Source organism: Streptomyces sp. NPDC050211 (assembly GCF_040656035.1).
Taxonomy (GTDB): domain Bacteria; phylum Actinomycetota; class Actinomycetes; order Streptomycetales; family Streptomycetaceae; genus Streptomyces.
Genome location: NZ_JBFALC010000022.1, coordinates 1 through 16,756 on the forward strand (window position 1 = coordinate 1; position 16,756 = coordinate 16,756).

Annotated in this window: 15 protein-coding genes; 2 read left to right on the forward strand and 13 right to left on the reverse strand. The window is 72.0% G+C overall.

Translation table 11 applies throughout. The features are described 5' to 3' along the window. Positions 1–143: 143 nt before the first annotated feature. From AB0I98_RS22210 to AB0I98_RS22220, 3 genes are all read right to left on the reverse strand, one after another. Positions 144–1,127, reverse strand: a complete 984-nt coding sequence (locus AB0I98_RS22210) for a DUF2510 domain-containing protein (RefSeq protein ID WP_362944292.1) — start codon at positions 1,125–1,127, stop codon at positions 144–146. 69 nt (positions 1,128–1,196) lie between these two features. After that, positions 1,197–2,351, reverse strand: coding sequence for an anhydro-N-acetylmuramic acid kinase (locus tag AB0I98_RS22215; protein ID WP_362944294.1), 1,155 nt, complete (start codon positions 2,349–2,351; stop codon positions 1,197–1,199). A gap of 4 nt (positions 2,352–2,355) precedes the next feature. After that, positions 2,356–3,627 carry an MFS transporter gene (locus tag AB0I98_RS22220; RefSeq protein WP_362944296.1) on the reverse strand — a complete coding sequence of 424 codons (1,272 nt, stop codon included), beginning with the start codon at positions 3,625–3,627 and terminating at the stop codon, positions 2,356–2,358. A gap of 181 nt (positions 3,628–3,808) precedes the next feature. Between AB0I98_RS22220 and AB0I98_RS22225 the strand changes: the two genes are divergently transcribed. Further along, positions 3,809–6,493: an AAA family ATPase gene (locus AB0I98_RS22225; protein WP_362944298.1), complete on the forward strand. Its 2,685-nt coding sequence runs from the start codon at positions 3,809–3,811 to the stop codon at positions 6,491–6,493. A 75-nt stretch (positions 6,494–6,568) separates the two neighbouring features. On the opposite strand, the gene AB0I98_RS22230 is transcribed toward AB0I98_RS22225, so the two are convergent. The 8 genes from AB0I98_RS22230 to AB0I98_RS22265 all read right to left on the reverse strand — a co-directional run bounded on the left by AB0I98_RS22230 (position 6,569) and on the right by AB0I98_RS22265 (position 13,965). Next, positions 6,569–7,360 carry an SDR family NAD(P)-dependent oxidoreductase gene (locus AB0I98_RS22230; RefSeq protein ID WP_362944300.1) on the reverse strand — a complete coding sequence of 264 codons (792 nt, stop codon included), beginning with the start codon at positions 7,358–7,360 and terminating at the stop codon, positions 6,569–6,571. Between the two features lie 70 nt (positions 7,361–7,430). Beyond that, entirely contained in the window at positions 7,431–8,549 is a 1,119-nt protein-coding gene (gene pcaD / locus AB0I98_RS22235) for a 3-oxoadipate enol-lactonase (RefSeq protein WP_362944302.1), read from the reverse strand. Continuing rightward, positions 8,546–9,841: a 3-carboxy-cis,cis-muconate cycloisomerase gene (gene pcaB / locus AB0I98_RS22240; protein ID WP_362944304.1), complete on the reverse strand. Its 1,296-nt coding sequence runs from the start codon at positions 9,839–9,841 to the stop codon at positions 8,546–8,548. Before pcaB ends, pcaD begins: the two co-directional genes overlap by 4 nt. Further along, on the reverse strand, positions 9,838–10,443 hold the full coding sequence (gene pcaG, locus AB0I98_RS22245; protein ID WP_362944306.1) for a protocatechuate 3,4-dioxygenase subunit alpha: 606 nt from the start codon (positions 10,441–10,443) through the stop codon (positions 9,838–9,840). Before pcaG ends, pcaB begins: the two co-directional genes overlap by 4 nt. A 6-nt stretch (positions 10,444–10,449) precedes the next feature. Beyond that, complete coding sequence (gene pcaH, locus AB0I98_RS22250; protein WP_362944308.1) at positions 10,450–11,223, reverse strand: protocatechuate 3,4-dioxygenase subunit beta; 774 nt, start codon at positions 11,221–11,223, stop codon at positions 10,450–10,452. Positions 11,224–11,354: 131 nt separating this feature from the next. Continuing rightward, positions 11,355–12,557: a thiolase family protein gene (locus AB0I98_RS22255; RefSeq protein ID WP_362944501.1), complete on the reverse strand. Its 1,203-nt coding sequence runs from the start codon at positions 12,555–12,557 to the stop codon at positions 11,355–11,357. Positions 12,558–12,565: 8 nt separating this feature from the next. Continuing rightward, positions 12,566–13,210, reverse strand: a complete 645-nt coding sequence (locus AB0I98_RS22260) for a CoA transferase subunit B (protein ID WP_362944310.1) — start codon at positions 13,208–13,210, stop codon at positions 12,566–12,568. Beyond that, a complete protein-coding gene (locus AB0I98_RS22265; RefSeq protein ID WP_362944312.1) occupies positions 13,210–13,965 on the reverse strand; it encodes a CoA transferase subunit A in 756 nt (251 codons plus the stop codon). Before AB0I98_RS22265 ends, AB0I98_RS22260 begins: the two co-directional genes overlap by 1 nt. Positions 13,966–14,123: 158 nt before the next feature. On the opposite strand from AB0I98_RS22265, the gene AB0I98_RS22270 reads away from it, so the two are divergent. After that, positions 14,124–14,594 carry a MarR family transcriptional regulator gene (locus tag AB0I98_RS22270; protein WP_328352014.1) on the forward strand — a complete coding sequence of 157 codons (471 nt, stop codon included), beginning with the start codon at positions 14,124–14,126 and terminating at the stop codon, positions 14,592–14,594. Between the two features lie 8 nt (positions 14,595–14,602). On the opposite strand, the gene AB0I98_RS22275 is transcribed toward AB0I98_RS22270, so the two are convergent. After that, the gene (locus AB0I98_RS22275) at positions 14,603–15,574 is read right to left on the reverse strand and encodes a DUF3048 domain-containing protein (protein WP_362944314.1); all 972 of its coding nucleotides are present in this window, start codon (positions 15,572–15,574) and stop codon (positions 14,603–14,605) included. A gap of 86 nt (positions 15,575–15,660) precedes the next feature. Then, positions 15,661–16,731, reverse strand: coding sequence for an ATP-dependent DNA ligase (locus AB0I98_RS22280; RefSeq protein ID WP_362944316.1), 1,071 nt, complete (start codon positions 16,729–16,731; stop codon positions 15,661–15,663). Positions 16,732–16,756: the final 25 nt, after the last annotated feature.

The window sequence follows — 16,756 nt, forward strand, 5'->3', positions numbered from 1 at the left end:
GTGCCTGGTGTTGCCTGCCGGGCTCCCGGGCCGCCCCCCCCGGGGGGGCGGGGGGGGGCGCCCCCCCCGCGGGGGGGGGGGCGCCCCTTTGCGGGGCGGCCCCCCCCCCCCCCCGACTCATGTCCGGGGCACGGAGAGGCGGTTCACACGTCCTGGCCGCTGCCGCCGCCGGACGCCGCCTTGATGCCCTTGGTGATCTCGTCGAGGACGGTCTGCTTCTCACTGACGTCCACGCCCAGCCGGACGACGACGATCTGCTGGGGGTTCGCGGGGGAGGGGAAGGCGAGCGACTCGACGTATCCGTCGGAGCCCTTGCTGGTGACCGCCTTCCAGCGGACCTGGTAGCCCTTCTGCCCGGCCACGGTGACGGCCTTGGAGGCCAGCACCGAGTGCGAGGTGATCTTGCCGTAGGACTTGCCGCCGTACGACTGCTCGGCGTTCTCCGCGATGTCCGCCTTGGCGACCTGCTCGGCCGTGCTGCCCTCGGTGCGGAGCACGAGGGCGGGCGCCGAGTACGCGCCGCCCTTGGTGCAGGACGCGGAGGTGTCGCCGGGGCACTTGTAGGAGGCGTCCGAGGTGACCGAGGCGCCGACCGACAGTTGCTGGCCGTACCAGCCGTCGGGAATGGGGATGCTGATCCCGCTGATCGGGTCGGTCACCGAACCGCTGTCGATCTTCGGCGCCTCGGACCCCTCGGGCGAGGGCGAGGGCGAGGCACCGCCGGAGCCACCCGACCCGCCGTCACCGAACGGACCGCCCTGGCCGCCGGGACCGCCCTGTCCGTCCGGCGCCTGCGGCGAGCCCGCCGCGCTGCCGCCCCCGCCGTCGTCCTCGGACAGCGCGTACACGCCCACGCCGATGCTCGCGAGGACCGCGGCCGCCACCGCGACGGCTATGCCGGTCCGCAGCCCGCGCCGCGCACCGGCGGGAGGCTGGACGGGATACATGGGGTAGGCCGGAAACGCGCCGCCGGGCTGTGGCTGCGGCGGGGGACCCCATCCGGCCCCCGACCCCGCCGGGCGGGTCTGGTCCGTCCATGCCTTGCCGTCCCACCAGCGCTCGGTGGGAGGACCGTCACTTGTCTGCCCGGGGTCGGGGTGCCAGCCGGGAGGAGTCTCCTGCGTCATGGCCCCACCGTATGAGGCGTCGGTGAAAGACGGATGAGAAGGCCGGGACCGGAATAGGTGCGAGCGTGCTCATTTCAGGACGAGTCGTATGGGGGACTCGGCTGCCGGCGCCGGAAGGCGCAGTCCGTCCCGGCCGGGCGTCACCGAACCGAGCACGCGCGCGTGCCGTGCGCCCGTGCTCGCCGGATCCGTGCCCGGCAGCCCGTGCACGGTGAGGAACCCGAGCACCGCGAACGCGTACGCCTCCTTCGCGTCCGACGGCAGCCCCAGCTCGTCGGAGGTGCCGAGGGCCACCCCCGGCAGCAGCTCGGCGAGCCTCCTCATCAGCACCGGATTGCGGGTCCCGCCGCCTGAGGCGATCACCTCCGTGGCACCCACCCCGCGCACCGCGTCGGCGACCGTCCGGGCCGTGAGCATGGTCAGCGTGGCGAGCACGTCCTCGGCGGGCAGCGTCCCGAGCCCGGCGAGCGCCTCGTGCAGATGGCGGAGATGGAACAGCTCCTTGCCGGTCGTCTTCGGCGCGGGCAGCGCGTAGTACGGCTCGGCCAGCAGCCGCTCCAGCAGCAGATGGTGCACCCGGCCCCGGGCCGCCAGCGCCCCGTCCTGGTCAAACTCCAGACGCCCGCCGCTGAACCCCCGCGCCGCCGCGTCGATCAGCGCGCACCCCGGACCCGTGTCGAAGGCGGTCCCGTCAGGGGCGGTCAGGTTGGCGATGCCCCCGATGTTCAGCGCGACCGGCGTCCCCGGCCGGCCGCGCAGCCACAGCCGGTCGACCAGTGCGACCAGCGGTGCGCCCTGGCCCCCGGCGGCGATGTCGCGCGGCCGGAAGTCGGCGACCACCGGCAGCCCGGTCGCCTCGGCGATCCAGGCGGGCTGCCCGAGCTGAAGCGTGCCGTGCACCCGCCCCTCCGCCACCCAGTGGTAGACGGTCTGCCCGTGCGAGGCGACCAACTCGGCCCGCCCCTCGCACAGTTCACGGTCGGCCCGCACGGCCGCCGCCGCGAACGCCTGCCCGATCCGCGTGTCCAGCCGGCACACCTCCGCCATCGTGACGGCACCCGGCGGCAGCGCCACCGCGAGCGCGTCCCGCAGCTCCGCGTCGTACGGCACGCTCACCATCCCGAGCCGCTTCAGCACCAGCGTGTCCCCGACGAGGTCCAGCTCGGCCGCCGCCGCGTCGATGGCGTCGTACGACGTGCCCGACATCAGGCCGATCACCCGCATCGTCTCAACTCGCCTTCCTCGCAGGCAGCGTGAGCAGGGCCAGGACACTCACCGCGCACGTCGCCGCCGCGTAGTACGCCGGGACGTCCACGTTCCCGGTCCGTTCGACGGTCTCGGTGATGATGAGCCCCGCACACCCCGAGAACACCGCATTCGACAGGGCGTAGGCGAGCCCCAGACCCGTGTAGCGCACGGTAGTGGGGAACATCTCCGCCAGCATCGCCGGACCCGGCCCCGCCATCAGCCCGACCACGGCACCGGCGCCGAGCACCGCGGCGCCCTTCGCCGCGTTCGAAGTCCCCGCGTCCTGCAGCAGGTTGAGCAGCGGCACCGCGAGGACCACCACCAGCACCGCTCCCGTCAGCATCACCGCCCGCCGCCCGATCCGGTCGCTGAGCAGTCCCGCCGGGACGATCGTGAGCGCGAAGCCCAGGTTGGCCAGCACGGTGGCGATCAGAGCCTGTTGGAAGGACGCGTCCAGCGTGCTCTGCAGATACGAGGGCAGCACGACCAGGAAGGTGTAACCGGCCGCCGCCCAGCCCATGATCCGCCCGGCACCCAGCGCGACCGCCCGCGCCACCTCGCGCGGAGGCGGACTCGTCCGCTCCACCGCCTCCCGGAACGCCGGCGTCTCGTCCAGCCGCAGCCTCAGCCACAGCGCCCCGAGACCCAGCGGCAGCGTCAGCAGGAACGGCAGCCGCCATCCCCAGTCGCCCAGCTGGTCCTCCGTCAGCACCGTCGCCAGCAGCGCCGCCGCGCCCGCTCCGCCCAGCAGCCCCAGCGCCACCGTGAACGACTGCCACGACCCGTACAGCCCGCGCCGGCCCGGCGGCGCGAACTCCGTCATCACCGACACCGCACCCCCGAACTCCCCGCCCGCCGACAGCCCCTGAAGCACCCTCAGGAAGGTGAGCAGCCACGGCGCCAGCGCCCCGACCGTGGCATACGTCGGCAGTACACCGATCAGCGTCGTCGCCCCCGTCATCAGGACGATCACCAGGATCAGCACCGGCCGCCGCCCGATCCGGTCACCGAGCCGGCCGAACAGAGCCGCGCCGACCGGCCGGAAGAAGAACGCCAGCGCGAAGGAGGCGTACGTCTTCACCAGCGCCTCGGCCTCGCTGCCGCCCTCCGGGGTGAAGAAGCGCGCCGCGATGATCGTCGCGAAGTAGCCGTAGACCCCGAACTCGTACCACTCGATGAAATTGCCGACCGAGCCCGCCACCAGGGCCCGTCGGGACCGGCCGGTGCCCCGCTCCTCGAAAGTCACCTTCATTCCCACGAGTATTGACGGTCCGTTACCTTCACAACAGCAGGTGGCACGCCGTTCGCGTCGCCCGCGGGCCCGCACTGTCACCCGTGACGGGAACAGCTCCCCGGACCCGCCCGCACCGCGCCGACCGGAGGGCTACGCTCGGGTTCGGTACGTCGTTCGGGCGACTTGGGGAGGTAGCGGGATGACGGAGGTACGGCCCACGGCGGCCGCCTCGGCTCCCCTGTGGGAGCGCGACCGGGAGGTCGCCGCGGTGGAGGAGGCGATCACCACCCTGCGCGCGGACCGCTCGTCCTCGGGCAGCCTCCTGGTGTTCCGGGGCGAGGCCGGACTCGGCAAGACCGCGCTGCTGGCCGAGACCCGCCGCATCGCCGAGGCACGCGGCTGCACGGTCTGGTCGGCCCGCGGCGGCGAGACCCTGAAGTCCGTCCCCTTCAATGTCGTACGACAACTGCTGCAGCCCGCGCTGGTGTCGCTGATGCCGGAGGAGGCGCGCGAATACCTCGGCGACTGGTACGACATCGCCGGCCCCGCCCTCGGCATCACGGACCCCGGCGACCGTCAGGCCGACCCGCAGGGCGTGTGCGACGGCCTGGTCGCCGCGGTACGCCGGCTGGCCCGGCGCGACTGGCCGCTCGTGCTGCTGATCGACGACGCCCACTGGGCCGACCAGGAGACCCTGCGCTGGCTCGCCGCCTTCGCCGAACGCCTCGACGACCTGTCCGTCCTGGTCGTGGTGGCCCGCCGCCCCGGCGAGGTCGCCGCCGACAGCGCCCGCTACCTCGACGCGGTCGCCGCGGCGGCGGGCGCACCGGTCACCAACCTGAGCGCCCTGACCCCGGACGCGACCGCGGGCCTCACCCGCGCCACCGTCGGCCCGCACGCCGACGCCCCGTTCTGCCGCGAGGTCTGGGCCGTCACCGGCGGCAACCCGTACGAGACCGTAGAACTCCTCGCCAAGGTCCAGGACAGCGAACTCGAACCCGTCGAGGCACAGGCCGCCGAACTGCGCGCCCTGAACCGCTCGGCCCGCGGTGGCGGCCTCGTCGCCCGCCTGGAGGGACTCGGCGTCGACGCCACCCGGTTCGCCTGGGCCGCCGCGATCCTCGGCGCGGACATCTCCGTGGACCTGGTCGCCCGGCTCGCCACCATGAGCCACGACCAAGCCGTGCGCTGCGCCGAGCTGTTGTGCAACGCCCGCATCCTCACCGCACCCGACCCGGCGACCTCCCGCGCCGGCGACAGCGGCCTGGAGTTCGTGCATCCGCTGATCGCGACCGCCGTCTACAACTCCATCCCGCCCGCCCTGTGCACCGCGATGCACGGCATCGCCGCCCAGGTCGTCACCGACTCCGGCCGGGGCGCCGCGGCGGCTTCCCGGCATCTTCTCCTGGTCCACCCGGACGACGACGAGGAAGTCGTCGAGCAGCTGCGCGAGGCGGCCCGCGAACACCTCGCCGTCGGCGCCCCCGACGCGGCCCGCCGCTGCCTGGATCGCGCCCTGGTGGAGCCGCCGCTGCCCGAGGTCCACGCGCGCGTGCTCTACGAACTGGGCTGTGCCACCCTGCTGACCGCGCCCGCCACCACCATCGACCACCTCCAGTCCGCGCTCGCCATGCCCGGCCTCGACGGCACCGAACGCGTGGACGCCGTCTTCCGGCTCTCCCAGGCACTCCTCCACAACGACCAGCTGGAGGAGGCCGTCCGCACGGTCGAGGCAGAGGCCGCCCGGCACGAGGACGGCCCGGCCAAGCTGCGCCTGCAAGCCGTGCAGTACATGTGGGAGGGCATCTACGCGGGCGAGACGACCACCCCTGGCCGCTCCGAGCGGCTCGCCGGACTCGCCGCGACCTGCACCGGCAAGGACAACTCCGAGCGTGCGCTGCTGATGCTGCGCGGCTTCGACGCCATGACCCACGGCGAGAACGCCGAGGAGGTCGTCGACCTGTGCGACCGCTCCCTCGTCAACGGCCGGCTCGCCCCCGGACTCGGCTGGACCGACACCGAGTGGGGCCTCGAACTGCTGCTGATGCTGGCCAACTCCTACGCATACACCGACCGCCTCGACCGCGCCGACGCCCTGTACACGGAGGCCCTGCGCGCTTACGAGTCCGCGGGCTGGAGCGGCGGCCACCTCGCCCTCGCGCACGCGTATGTCGGTCTCGGCCACCGCAGAAGGGGCCGGCTCAGGGAGGCGGAGACATCACTGCGCGAGGGGCTGCGGCTGGCCGAACGCGTGGGCCGCGGGCTGCCCCTGTACTGGACGGCGACCTGCAACCTCGTCGACACGCTGCTCGCCCGCGGACATGTCGACGAGGCCTGGTCGATCGCCGAGCAGCACGGCTTCGGGCCGCCCTACCCGTCCACCATCGTCATCCCCGATCCGCGCTCCGTACGCGGCCGTCTCCTGCTGGCGACCGGCCGCACGAAGGACGGCATCAACGAGCTGGAGGCCGCGGAGAAGGCAGCGACCGCGCGGGGCCACCACAACCCGGTGATGGTCCCCTGGGCGGTCGACCTGGCCCGGGCCCTCGCCACCGAGGACCCGGTCCGCGCCGCCCGGCTCGCCTCCGACGCCCGCCGCCAGGCCGAGCGGTTCGGCACGGACACGGCCATCGGCGAGGCCCTGCGCTGCGCCGCCGCCCTGGAGACCGGCCAGCGCGCGGTCCGGCTCGCGGCCCAGGCGGTCGCCTACCTGGAGGCTTCGCCGTGCCAGTACGAGCATGCCGCCGCCCGCGTCGAGTACGGCATCGCCGCGCGGTCCGTTGCCGAGCTCAATCGGGGCGTGGCGCTGGCGCGTTCCTGCGGTGCGGACGGGTTGGTGGCCCAGGCGCGGGAGGTTCTGGAGACGGGACGCGGGCTGCGGTGAGCGCTCCGCGGCCGTCGGTCGACTGCGGCGCCGTCGTGGCTGGTCGCGCAGTTCCCCGCGCCCCTTTGGGGCGCTTCAGGTGCGCAGGAGTTGGTCGGTGACCGCCGCCAAGCGCTTGCGTACATCGTCGTCGTACGTCGCCGCGTTCGCCCTTGCCGGACGCGTGCCGTCGAAGTAGCCGCCCGTGCCCAGGTCCTGCGTGGCGAGCGCCAGTACGCCGGGGGCTCCGTCGGCGATCGAGGTCATCGGGGCGATGCCGCCCTCGCGGACCATCGCCGTGTCCATGAAGGTCGCGGGGTGCAGGACGTTGACGGAGACGCCGGTGCCGTGGAGTTCCTCGGCGAGCGTGAACGTATGGGCGGCGAGTGCGAACTTGGCGCGGCAGTACGCGGCGAAACCGTCGTAGCCGCGGGTGAACTCGGGGTCGTCGAAGTCGAGCGGCTCCTGGCCGGCCGACCCGACGTTGACGATCCGGGCGGGCGGGTTCGCGCGCAGCACCGGCAGCAGGGCGCGGGTCAGTTCGACCGGTGCCAAGTAGTCGACCGCCAGGCGCAGTTCGTGGCCGTCGGCGCTCAGCTCCCGTCCGGAGCCGCGCGGACCCGAGCCCACACCGGCGTTGTTGATCAGCACGTCCAGCTCGGGGTGGGCGGCGGCGACCCGGGCGCCGAGGTCGCGCACCTGGGCCAGCGAGGCAAGATTGGCGACGAACCCCTCGGCGGCGCCCTCCGTGCGCAGCTCGGCGACCAGTCGCTCCGTACGGCCCGGATCGCGGCCGTGGGCGAGGACCAGGTGTCCGGAGCGGACCAGTTCGAAGGCGACGTACCGGCCGAGACCCGAGGTGGCGCCGGTGATCAGGATGGTGGACATGCCTCCACCGTAGGCACACGGGCCAGGCCCGTGCTTGATGCCGTTGAGGCTACGACCGGCAGGGTCACCCTCAGCCGGTCTGGTCCTCCTCCGCCAGCACGCGCTGGGCCGCCGCGAACGCCGAGTTCGCCGCCGGAACCCCGCAGTACACCGCGGTCTGCAGCAGCACCGCGCCGATCTCCTCCGGGGTCAGCCCGTTGCGCCGCGCCGCCCGCACATGCATGGCCAGCTCGTCGTAGTGCCCGTGGGCGACCAGCGCCGTCAGCGTGATCATGCTGCGCTCGCGGCGCGAGAGCGTCGGGTCGGTCCAGATCTCGCCCCAGGCGTAGCGCGAGATGAAGTCCTGGAAGCGGGCGGTGAAGGGGGTCTGGCGGTCCTGCGCCCGGTCGACGTGCGCGTCGCCGAGCACCTCGCGTCGTACCTCCATGCCACGCGGGGCGGAACCGTCGAAGTGCGCCCGCAGGGCGGTGAGCACGGCCTCGGGGCATTGGGCGGGCGCCAGATGCGAGGCGCCGGGGATCTCCACGAGCGCGGCACCCGGCACGGCGTCCGCGATCTCCCGCAGATGCGCGGGCGGCGTCGCCGTGTCCTCGCGCCCGGCGATCAGCAGGGTGGGCGCGGAGATCTCGGGCAGCCGGTCCCGGATGTCGAAGGCGGCGAGCGCGTCGCAGAGGGCGGCATACGCGCCCGGATCGCTCTCCCGCATGTCCTGGACCAGCCGGGGCACGGTGAACCCCGGCGTGAACCAGCGCTCGTTCGCGCTCTCCGCGAGCCCTGCCACTCCTTCGGCCCGCACCAGCGCGGCCCGTTCCTCCCACGGCTTGGAGCCGCCGTAGTGGGAGGACGAGCAGATCACCGCGAGGGACTCCACCCGCTCGGGGTGGTGCGCCGCGAGATGCAGCCCTACCGAACCGCCGATGGAGACGCCGGCGTAACGGAACCGCTCGATGCCGAGCGAGTCGGCGAGGGCCAGCACCAGGTCGGCGAGGTCACCTATGGTCGCCCCGGCCGCGATCAGATCGGCCGCCGAGCCGCCCTGCCCCGGCAGATCCCAGCGGATCACCCGATGCGTGACGGACAGCTCGGGCGCGACCTTGTCCCACAGGGCGTACGAGGTGCCGACCGAGGGTCCGAGGAGCAGCGGGGGTGCGGAAGCGGGGCCTTCGACAAGGTGGTTGAGGAGTTTCAACGTCGCTCCAAAGCGCGGTCGGTGAGGGCTCCGGCGGAGCCGGTGTAGTGGGTGGGGTCCAGGTCGACGTCCCGCAACTCCGGTGCCTCGGCGAGCGGGCGACCCTCGGACGCCAGCCGGGTGAGCAGTTCCTTCGCGCGGGCCCGGCCCAGCACCGGGGCCAGCTCGGCGGACAGCCGTTCCGAGACGATCAACCCATGGGTGAGATCAAGGTGTTCGCGCATGACATCGTGCCTGACCCGCAGCCCCTCGGCCAGCTCCACGGCATCCCGGGCGGCCCCGCCGGCCAGGCGCAGCAGCTCCCTGAGCGGCTCCCACTCGGTGTGCCAGGCCCCGGCCGGCCGCTCGTCCTCCGCCGCCAGCGACCCGTACAGCGTGGCGGCGAGCTGAGGTGCCCGGCGCGCGGCGGCGGCGATGAGGGTGGACCGTACCGGATTGGACTTGTGCGGCATGGCGGACGAGCCGCCGCCGCTGCCCTCCGCGACCTCGGCGATCTCGGTGCGGGAGAGGGTGAGGACATCGACGGCGACCTTGCCGAGCGCGCCCGCCGTGAAGGCGAGGCAGCCGGCGAGATCGGCGATGGGTGTCCGCAGGGTGTGCCAGGGCAACAGGGGTGCCCGCAGGCCGAGTTCGCGCGCGTAGGCCTCCGGGAGAGACAGGGCGTCCTCGGCTCCGTACGCCCCGAAGGCCGCCAACGTCCCGGCGGCGCCCCCGAGTTGTGCGGGCAGTCCGTCCCGTACGGCGGTCACCCGGTCCCGCGCGTCGAGCACCAGCGACCGCCACCCGGCCGCCTTCAGCCCGAACGTCGTCGGTACGGCGTGCTGCGTGAGCGTCCGTCCCGGCATCGCGGAGTCACGGTGCTCGACGGCCAGCCGTGCCAGCGCGCGCTCCGTGCGGCCGAGGTCGGTGAGGAGGAGGTCCAGGGTGCGGGCGGCGACCAGCATCGTCGCGGTGTCCATGATGTCCTGGCTGGTCGCACCCCGGTGGACATAGGGGCCGTACTCCTCGCCGACCGCCTTGGTCAGATCCGCGACCAGGGGGATGACCGGATTCCCGCCGCCCCGCGCGCGCTCGGCGATCGAGGCCACGTCGAAGTGCCGGGCATCCGCCGCCGCCGTCACCACGCTCGCGGCCTCGGCCGGGGCGAGCCCCAGCGCGGACTGGGCGCGCGTCAGCGCGGCTTCCGCGTCGAGTAGCGCCGTGAGATAGGCGCCGTCGCCGGTGGCCGCGGCGGCGGGGGAGCCTGTCCACCCGGGGGCGAGCAGGCCGGTGTCGGGTTCGGCAGCTGTCACTGGAACTCCAGGAAGACCGTTTCGCCTTCGCCTTGAAGGCGGATGTCGAAACGGTATGTGCCGTTGCCCCCGTCCGTGGCGATCAGCGTGTCGCGTCGGTCCTGGTCCAGCCGCGCCAGCAGCGGATCGGCGGCCAGCACGGCCTCGTCTCCCGGCAGATAGATCCGGGTGAACAGATGCACCAGCAGCCCGCGCGCGAAGACGCACACACTGATGTACGGCGCACTCTGCCCGCGTGCCCCGGGCCGCAGCGTCCGCGCGCTCCAGTGGCCGTTGGCATCCGTCTGGATCCGCCCCCAGCCGGTGAACTCCACGCCGTTACGGCCCAGGAAGCCACCGCTCGCCGGGTCGCGCCGCATCGAACCGTCGACCTGCGGCACATTGCCGTCCGGGTCGGCGCCCCACAGCTCCACGAACGCGTCCGGCAGCGGCTTGCCCTCCCCGTCCAGGACGTACCCCTGCAGCGCGATCGTGTCGGGGTGGCCGACCGGCGCGATGTCGCCGCCGCCGGGGAAGGGCAGGGCATGACCGTAGAAGGGGCCGACCGTGTGCGACGGGGTCGGGAGCACGGCCTCGGGATTGCTCGTGTCGATCTTCGTCATCGTGGGTCAGCGTCCCTCTTCGATCCAGGTGGCGTTCGGTCCGTCGAGCACGATGTCCCAGTGGTAGCCCATCGAGAACTCCGGCACCGACAGGCTGTGGTCGTACGTCGCCACCAGCCGCTGCCGGGCCGCGTCGTCCGTCACCGACTGGATGATCGGGTCGTACGGGAACAGCGGATCGCTCGGGAAGTACATCTGCGTCACCAGCCGCTGCGTGAACGCCGACCCGAAGATCGAGAAGTGGATGTGCGCCGGCCGCCAGGCGTTGAGGTGCTGACGCCACGGGTACGGCCCCGGCTGAATGGTGGTGAACGAGTAGAACCCTCTGTCGTCGGACAGTGTGCGTCCCACACCCGTGAAGTTCGGATCCAGCGGCGCGTCGTGCTGCTCACGCTGATGCGCGTACCGGCCCGCCGAGTTGGCCTGCCAGATCTCGATCAGCTGCCCCCGGATCGGACGCCCGTCCCGGTCCAGCAACCGCCCCGAAACGGTGATCCGCTCACCGATCGGCTCACCGTTGTGCTGCCGGGTCAGATCATTATCGATCTCGGTGATGTCCCGCTCCCCGAAGGCCGGCGAGGCCAGCTCCACCAGCTCCGGATCCTTGGCCACGTCAATGGCGACCGGCGGCTGCTTCGGATGCCGGAGAACCGAGGACCGGTACGGGGCATAGTCGCGACGCGGCTGATGCTCAACGGGGGCCCCATCGGCAACACGCTTCTCATAGGCGGCGTGCTCGGCGGCGATTTCTTGGTCGATGTCGTGCTGGGTGAGAGTCATGGGGGAGTTCCTGGAGCTTCCTGACGGTCTCGTGAAAGTAAGGGGGACGATCGCGCCCTATAGGGGCGCGGGGAACTGCGCGACCAGCCACAACCGGCCCGCAGCCCGCAAACGGCATGTACTGGCAGGACCTATCGCTCGAGAACGAGGGCGAGACCTTGACCAACGCCGATGCACAACGTGGCGACACCAACCCCACTCCCCGCGCGGCGAAGCTGATGCGCAACCGTCCCCGCAAGCCGCGCCCCCGACGCCCCCAGCGGATGCCCCAGCGCAATCGCCCCACCCTGCGGATTGAGGATCCCCGGATCGAACTCGGGCCACTCGGCAACACACCCCAACACCTGCGCGGCGAACGCTTCGTTCAACTCCAGCACCGACAGATCGCCAAACCCCTTGCCCGCCTTGGCGAGAGCCCGGTTGACGGCTTCAACGGGGGCGAGCCCGAAGTAGTGCGGGTCGACCGCGTTGACGCCGGTCGCGGAGACCCGGGCAAGCGGCTCACGACCCGTCGCCTTCAGGCCCTCCTCGTCCACGAGCAGCAGCGCCGCGGCACCGTCGTTGAGTGGGGACGCGTTGCCTGCGGTGACCGTGCCCTCGGAGGTGCGGAAGGACGGCTTCAGCTTCGCCATCGCGGCCAGGGAGGCGTCCGCGCGGACGCACTCGTCGGCGCCGAAGACGATCGGGTCGCCCTTGCGCTGCGGGACCGGCACCGGGGCCAGCTCGGCGTCGAACAGCCCCGCCTGCTGGGCGCGCGCGGCCTTCTGATGGGAGGCCAGCGCGAACTCGTCCTGCTGCTCACGGCTGATCTTGTGCTTCTCGGCGATCAGCTCCGCGCTCTCGCCCAGCGGAACCGTCCACTGCGGCTCCATCTTCGGGTTGACCATCCGCCAGCCGAGCGTGGTCGAGTACAGCTCGGCGTGCCCGGCCGGGAACGGCTTGTCGGACTTCGGCAGCACATATGGCGCCCGGGTCATCGACTCCACACCACCGGCCACGGCGATGGACGCGTCCCCGAGGGCGATCGCGCGGGCCGCCTGGATCACGGCTTCCAGACCCGACGCGCACAGCCGGTTCACGGTGACGCCCGGCACGGACGTCGGCAGTCCGGCCAGCAGCGCGGCCATGCGGCCGACGTTGCGGTTCTCCTCACCCGCGCCGTTGGCGTTGCCGAAGTAGACGTCCTCGATCAGGGAGGGGTCCAACCGCGGTGTGCGGGCGAGGAGTTCGCGGATGGCGTGGGCGCCCAGGTCGTCCGGGCGCACGCTCGCCAGACCGCCGTTGTAGCGGCCGATCGGCGTGCGCACCGCGTCGACGATGTAGACGTTCTTCACTGCGGACTTCACTTCAGGTCCTCCGCTACGGTCAGCTTGGCGTCGGTCTTGCCGGTGATCTCGTCGACGCTCACACCGGGCGCCGTCTCGACGAGCACCAGGCCGTCGTCGGTCACGTCCAGCACACCGAGGTCGGTGATGATCCGGTTCACACACGCCTTCCCGGTGAGCGGCAGCGCGCACTCCTCCAGGATCTTCGGGGAGCCGTCCTTGGCGGTGTGCGTCATCACCACGATCACCGTACGGGCGCCGTGCACGAGGTCCATCGCGCCGCCGATCCCGGTGATCATCTTGCCGGGGATGGCCCAGTTCGCGAGGTCCCCGCGCGCGGAGACCTGCATGGCGCCCAGCACGGCGACGTCGATGTGGCCGCCGCGGATCATCGAGAAGGACAGCGCCGAGTCGAAGTAGGACGCGCCGGGCAGGACCGTGACGGTCTCCTTGCCCGCGTTGATCAGGTCGGGGTCGACCTGGTCCTCGGTGGGGTAGGGGCCGGTGCCCAGGATGCCGTTCTCCGACTCCAGGGTCACCTCCACGCCCTCCGGGAGGTAGTTGGGGATCAGGGTCGGCAGTCCGATGCCGAGATTGACGTACTGACCATCCCGCAATTCGCGCGCGGCGCGGGCGGCCATCTGTTGCCGGGTCCAGGCCATCAGCTGCTCACCGTCCGCTGCTCGATCTTCTTGTCCGCCGCCTGCTGCGGGGTCAGGGCGAGGACACGCTGCACGAAGATGCCGGGCAGATGCACCGCGTCCGGGTCGATCTCGCCGGGCTCGACGAGTTCCTCGACCTCGGCGATCGTCACCCGGCCCGCCATCGCCGCGAGGGGGTTGAAGTTCCGCGAGGACTTGTTGAAGACCAGGTTCCCGTGCCGGTCGCCCTTCGCCGCCCGCACCAGCGCGAAGTCGGTGCGGATGCCGCGCTCCAGCACGTACTCCGTGCCGTCGAACTCCCGTACCTCCTTCGCCGGGGAGGCCAGAGCGACGCCGCCGGAGCCGTCGTAGCGCCAGGGCAGCCCGCCCTCGGCGACCTGGGTCCCGACACCGGCGGGGGTGTAGAAGGCGGGGATGCCGGCGCCGCCGGCCCGCAGCCGCTCGGCGAGGGTGCCCTGCGGGATCATCTCGACTTCCAGCTCACCGCCCAGGTACTGCCGCGCGAACTCCTTGTTCGCCCCGATGTAGGAGCCGGTCACCCGGGCGATCCGGCCCGCGGCGAGCAACACGGCGAGACCGGACTCCATCGCCCCGCAGTTGTTGGACACGACGCCCAGACCGCTCACGCCCCGCTCGTACAGCGCCTGGATCAGTACGTTCGGCACACCGCTCAGCCCGAATCCGCCGACCGCGAGGGTCGCGCCGTCCGGCACCTCGGCCACCGCCTCCAGGGCTGTGGCGACCACCTTGTCCATCCGCGCAGCCTTCCAGTTGCTCAGCGCACTGAGTATTTCAGCGAGCTTTCTCTCAAGCTGCCACTATGGGAGTCTGACGTCAATACTCACTGGTCTTCAGTGCACCAACCAATGCGCACCAACCAAAGCGCACCAACCAATACGACTCGGGAGCACACATGGCCGCGGTGGACCTCACCACCCACCCCGGGCACCTGGCCCGGCGCCTCCAGCAGGCTCACTACCTGCTGTGGAACACCATGGTCTCCGAGGAGATCACGTCACCGCAGTTCGCCGTCCTCAACGCGCTCGTCGCCGAGCCGGGCCTCGATCAGCGCACGGTGGGGGAGCGCGTGGGGCTCGACCGGTCCACCATCGCCGAGGTGATCAGCCGGCTCGGCCGCCGGGGTCTGCTCGACAAGGTGCGCGACCCGCAGGACGGCCGCCGCTTCCTGCTGCGGCTGACAGACGAGGGCACCCGGACCCACCGCAAGCTCACGGTCCGTACGGCCCGGATGAACCAGGTCTTCCTCGCCCCGCTCTCCGCCGAGGAGCAGACCGTCTTCTTCGACCTCATCCGCCGTGTCTCGGACGCGGCGGAGGGGCTCCGCAATCCGACGGAACCTCTTACGGCGTCGAAGGCGGGGTAGCGGCATCTCTATGAGGGTGCGAAGACCACCCACACCTGGCCCTCGGCAAAGGTGACCGGCTTGCCGTTCCCGGTGGTGAAGTCCGTGCCGTCGGTGGCGTTCGCGCGCTTCCAGTCGGCGTCGAAGGCCTTGCCGTCGCGCAGCACCTCCGCCTTCCCCTCGCCGACCGTCTCGGTGTACGGCGTGGCGTTGCCGAGGGAGTCGTGGAAATCGGACTCGCGCACGTTCACGTATTGGACCACGACCGTCGCCGGTGCCACCCGCGCGCCGTCGGTGGTCACTGTCGGCGAACCGTCCATCGACGCCAGCCAGCGGTCGCGGCTCTCGGACCAGGTGAAGGTGAACCGGGCGGCCGGGTAGCGCACGGTCCGGGTGGTCTCGGGGGTGCCGCCCGAGGGTGCGGTGCCGTAGCGGAACCCGGTCGTCAGTGCGTCCGCGCCGGGCGCGGAGGGCAACAGCCGGTCGGGCCGCAGATAGAGGTTGTGCGGGGCGGGCGTGGCCGTGCCCCGGTAGTAGGCGTCGGACGTTTTGCCGGGCGGCTGGGCGTTCACCGGCTCCTCGTCGATCAGGGGGAGCAGTCTGCGCTGGGCCCCCGAGAAGGCGAGCGTGGGCTGGTCGAACTGGCGCAGCAGCTCCAGATCGGACTCGCGGGCGCTGCGCACCGGGCCGATCACCGGCGGCAGCTTGGTCGCGTACACCGCCATCAGCCGGCTCAGGCCGCCCTCGACCGGCTCGACGTACACGATGTCCGCGGAGTCGAGCCCCGTGTGGGGGCGGGCCGAGCGGGCGTTGTCGATCTTCACGGCGAGCACCGAGCCCTCGGCCGCCCGGCTCTGCGACGGCCGCTCGCCCTGCTCCTGGCCCGGTCCGCGCCCGTCGTCGCCCGACGAGGTGCAGCCGGCCACCAGGGAGAGCGTCATCAGGGCGGCCAGGAGCGCCACCCCCGTCGTGGCGCGTCGCGTGCGCGCCCTGCGTCCCATGCCCACCGTTGCCACCTGTCTCGTGTCAACGATTGTGCATGTATGGGCCGATTATTTTCTATACCTGATCGATTCCGATCGGGATTTCAGTGCGCGGGGCCGAAGATCTCCGCCAGGTCATAGCTCACCGGCTCTTCCAGCTGCGCGTAGGTGCAGCTCTCCGGTTCCCGGTCCGGGCGCCAGCGGCGGAACCGGGCCGTGTGCCGGAAGCGGACCCCGTTCTCCATGTGGTCGTACGCCACCTCGACGACCCGCTCCGGCCGCAGCGGCACCCAGGACAGGTCCTTCTTGCCGGACCAGCGGCTGGGCGCTCCGGGCAGCCGCGCCGACTCGTGCGCCGCCTCCTCGGCCCAGGCCGCCCAGGGGTGCCCGGAGACCTCGTCCATCCGCAACGGCTCCAGTTCCTCGACGAGTTCGGCCCGGCGCTTCATCGAGAAGGCGGCGGAGACGCCCACGTGCTGGAGGGTGCCCTGATCGTCGTAGAGGCCGAGCAGCAGCGAGCCCACGACCGGGCCGCTCTTGTGGAGGCGGTAGCCCGCGACGACGACATCCGCCGTGCGCTCGTGCTTGATCTTGAACATGGCGCGCTCGTCCTGGAGGTAGTGCACCCCGAGCGGCTTGGCGATGACGCCGTCGAGGCCCGCCCCCTCGTACTGGTCGAACCACTGCCGCGCCACCTCGATGTCGGTCGTCGCCGGCGCCAGGTGCACGGGTGCCGTCACCCCGTCCAATGCCCTGGTCAGCAGGGCCCGGCGGTCGCTCAGCGGGACGTCAAGGAGCGACTCGTCGTCCAGGGCCAGCAGGTCGAAGGCGACGAAGGAGGCCGGCGTCTTCTCGGCGAGCATCCGCACCCGGGAGTCCGCCGGGTGGATGCGCTCGGTCAGCGCGTCGAAATCGAGCCGCCCCTCACGGGCGATCACGATCTCGCCGTCCACGACACAGCGCTTCGGCAACCTCTCCCGCAACGCCACCACCAGCTCCGGAAAGTACCTGGTCAGCGGCTTGCCGGTGCGGCTGCCCAGCTCCACGTCGGTCCCGTCGCGGAACGCGATCGCACGGAAGCCGTCCCACTTCGCCTCGTAGTGCATGTCCGGCGGGATCTTCGCGACCGACTTGGCGAGCATCGGCTTCACGGGTGGCATCACAGGGAGGTCCATGTTCTGATTCTGCGCGTGTGAAGCC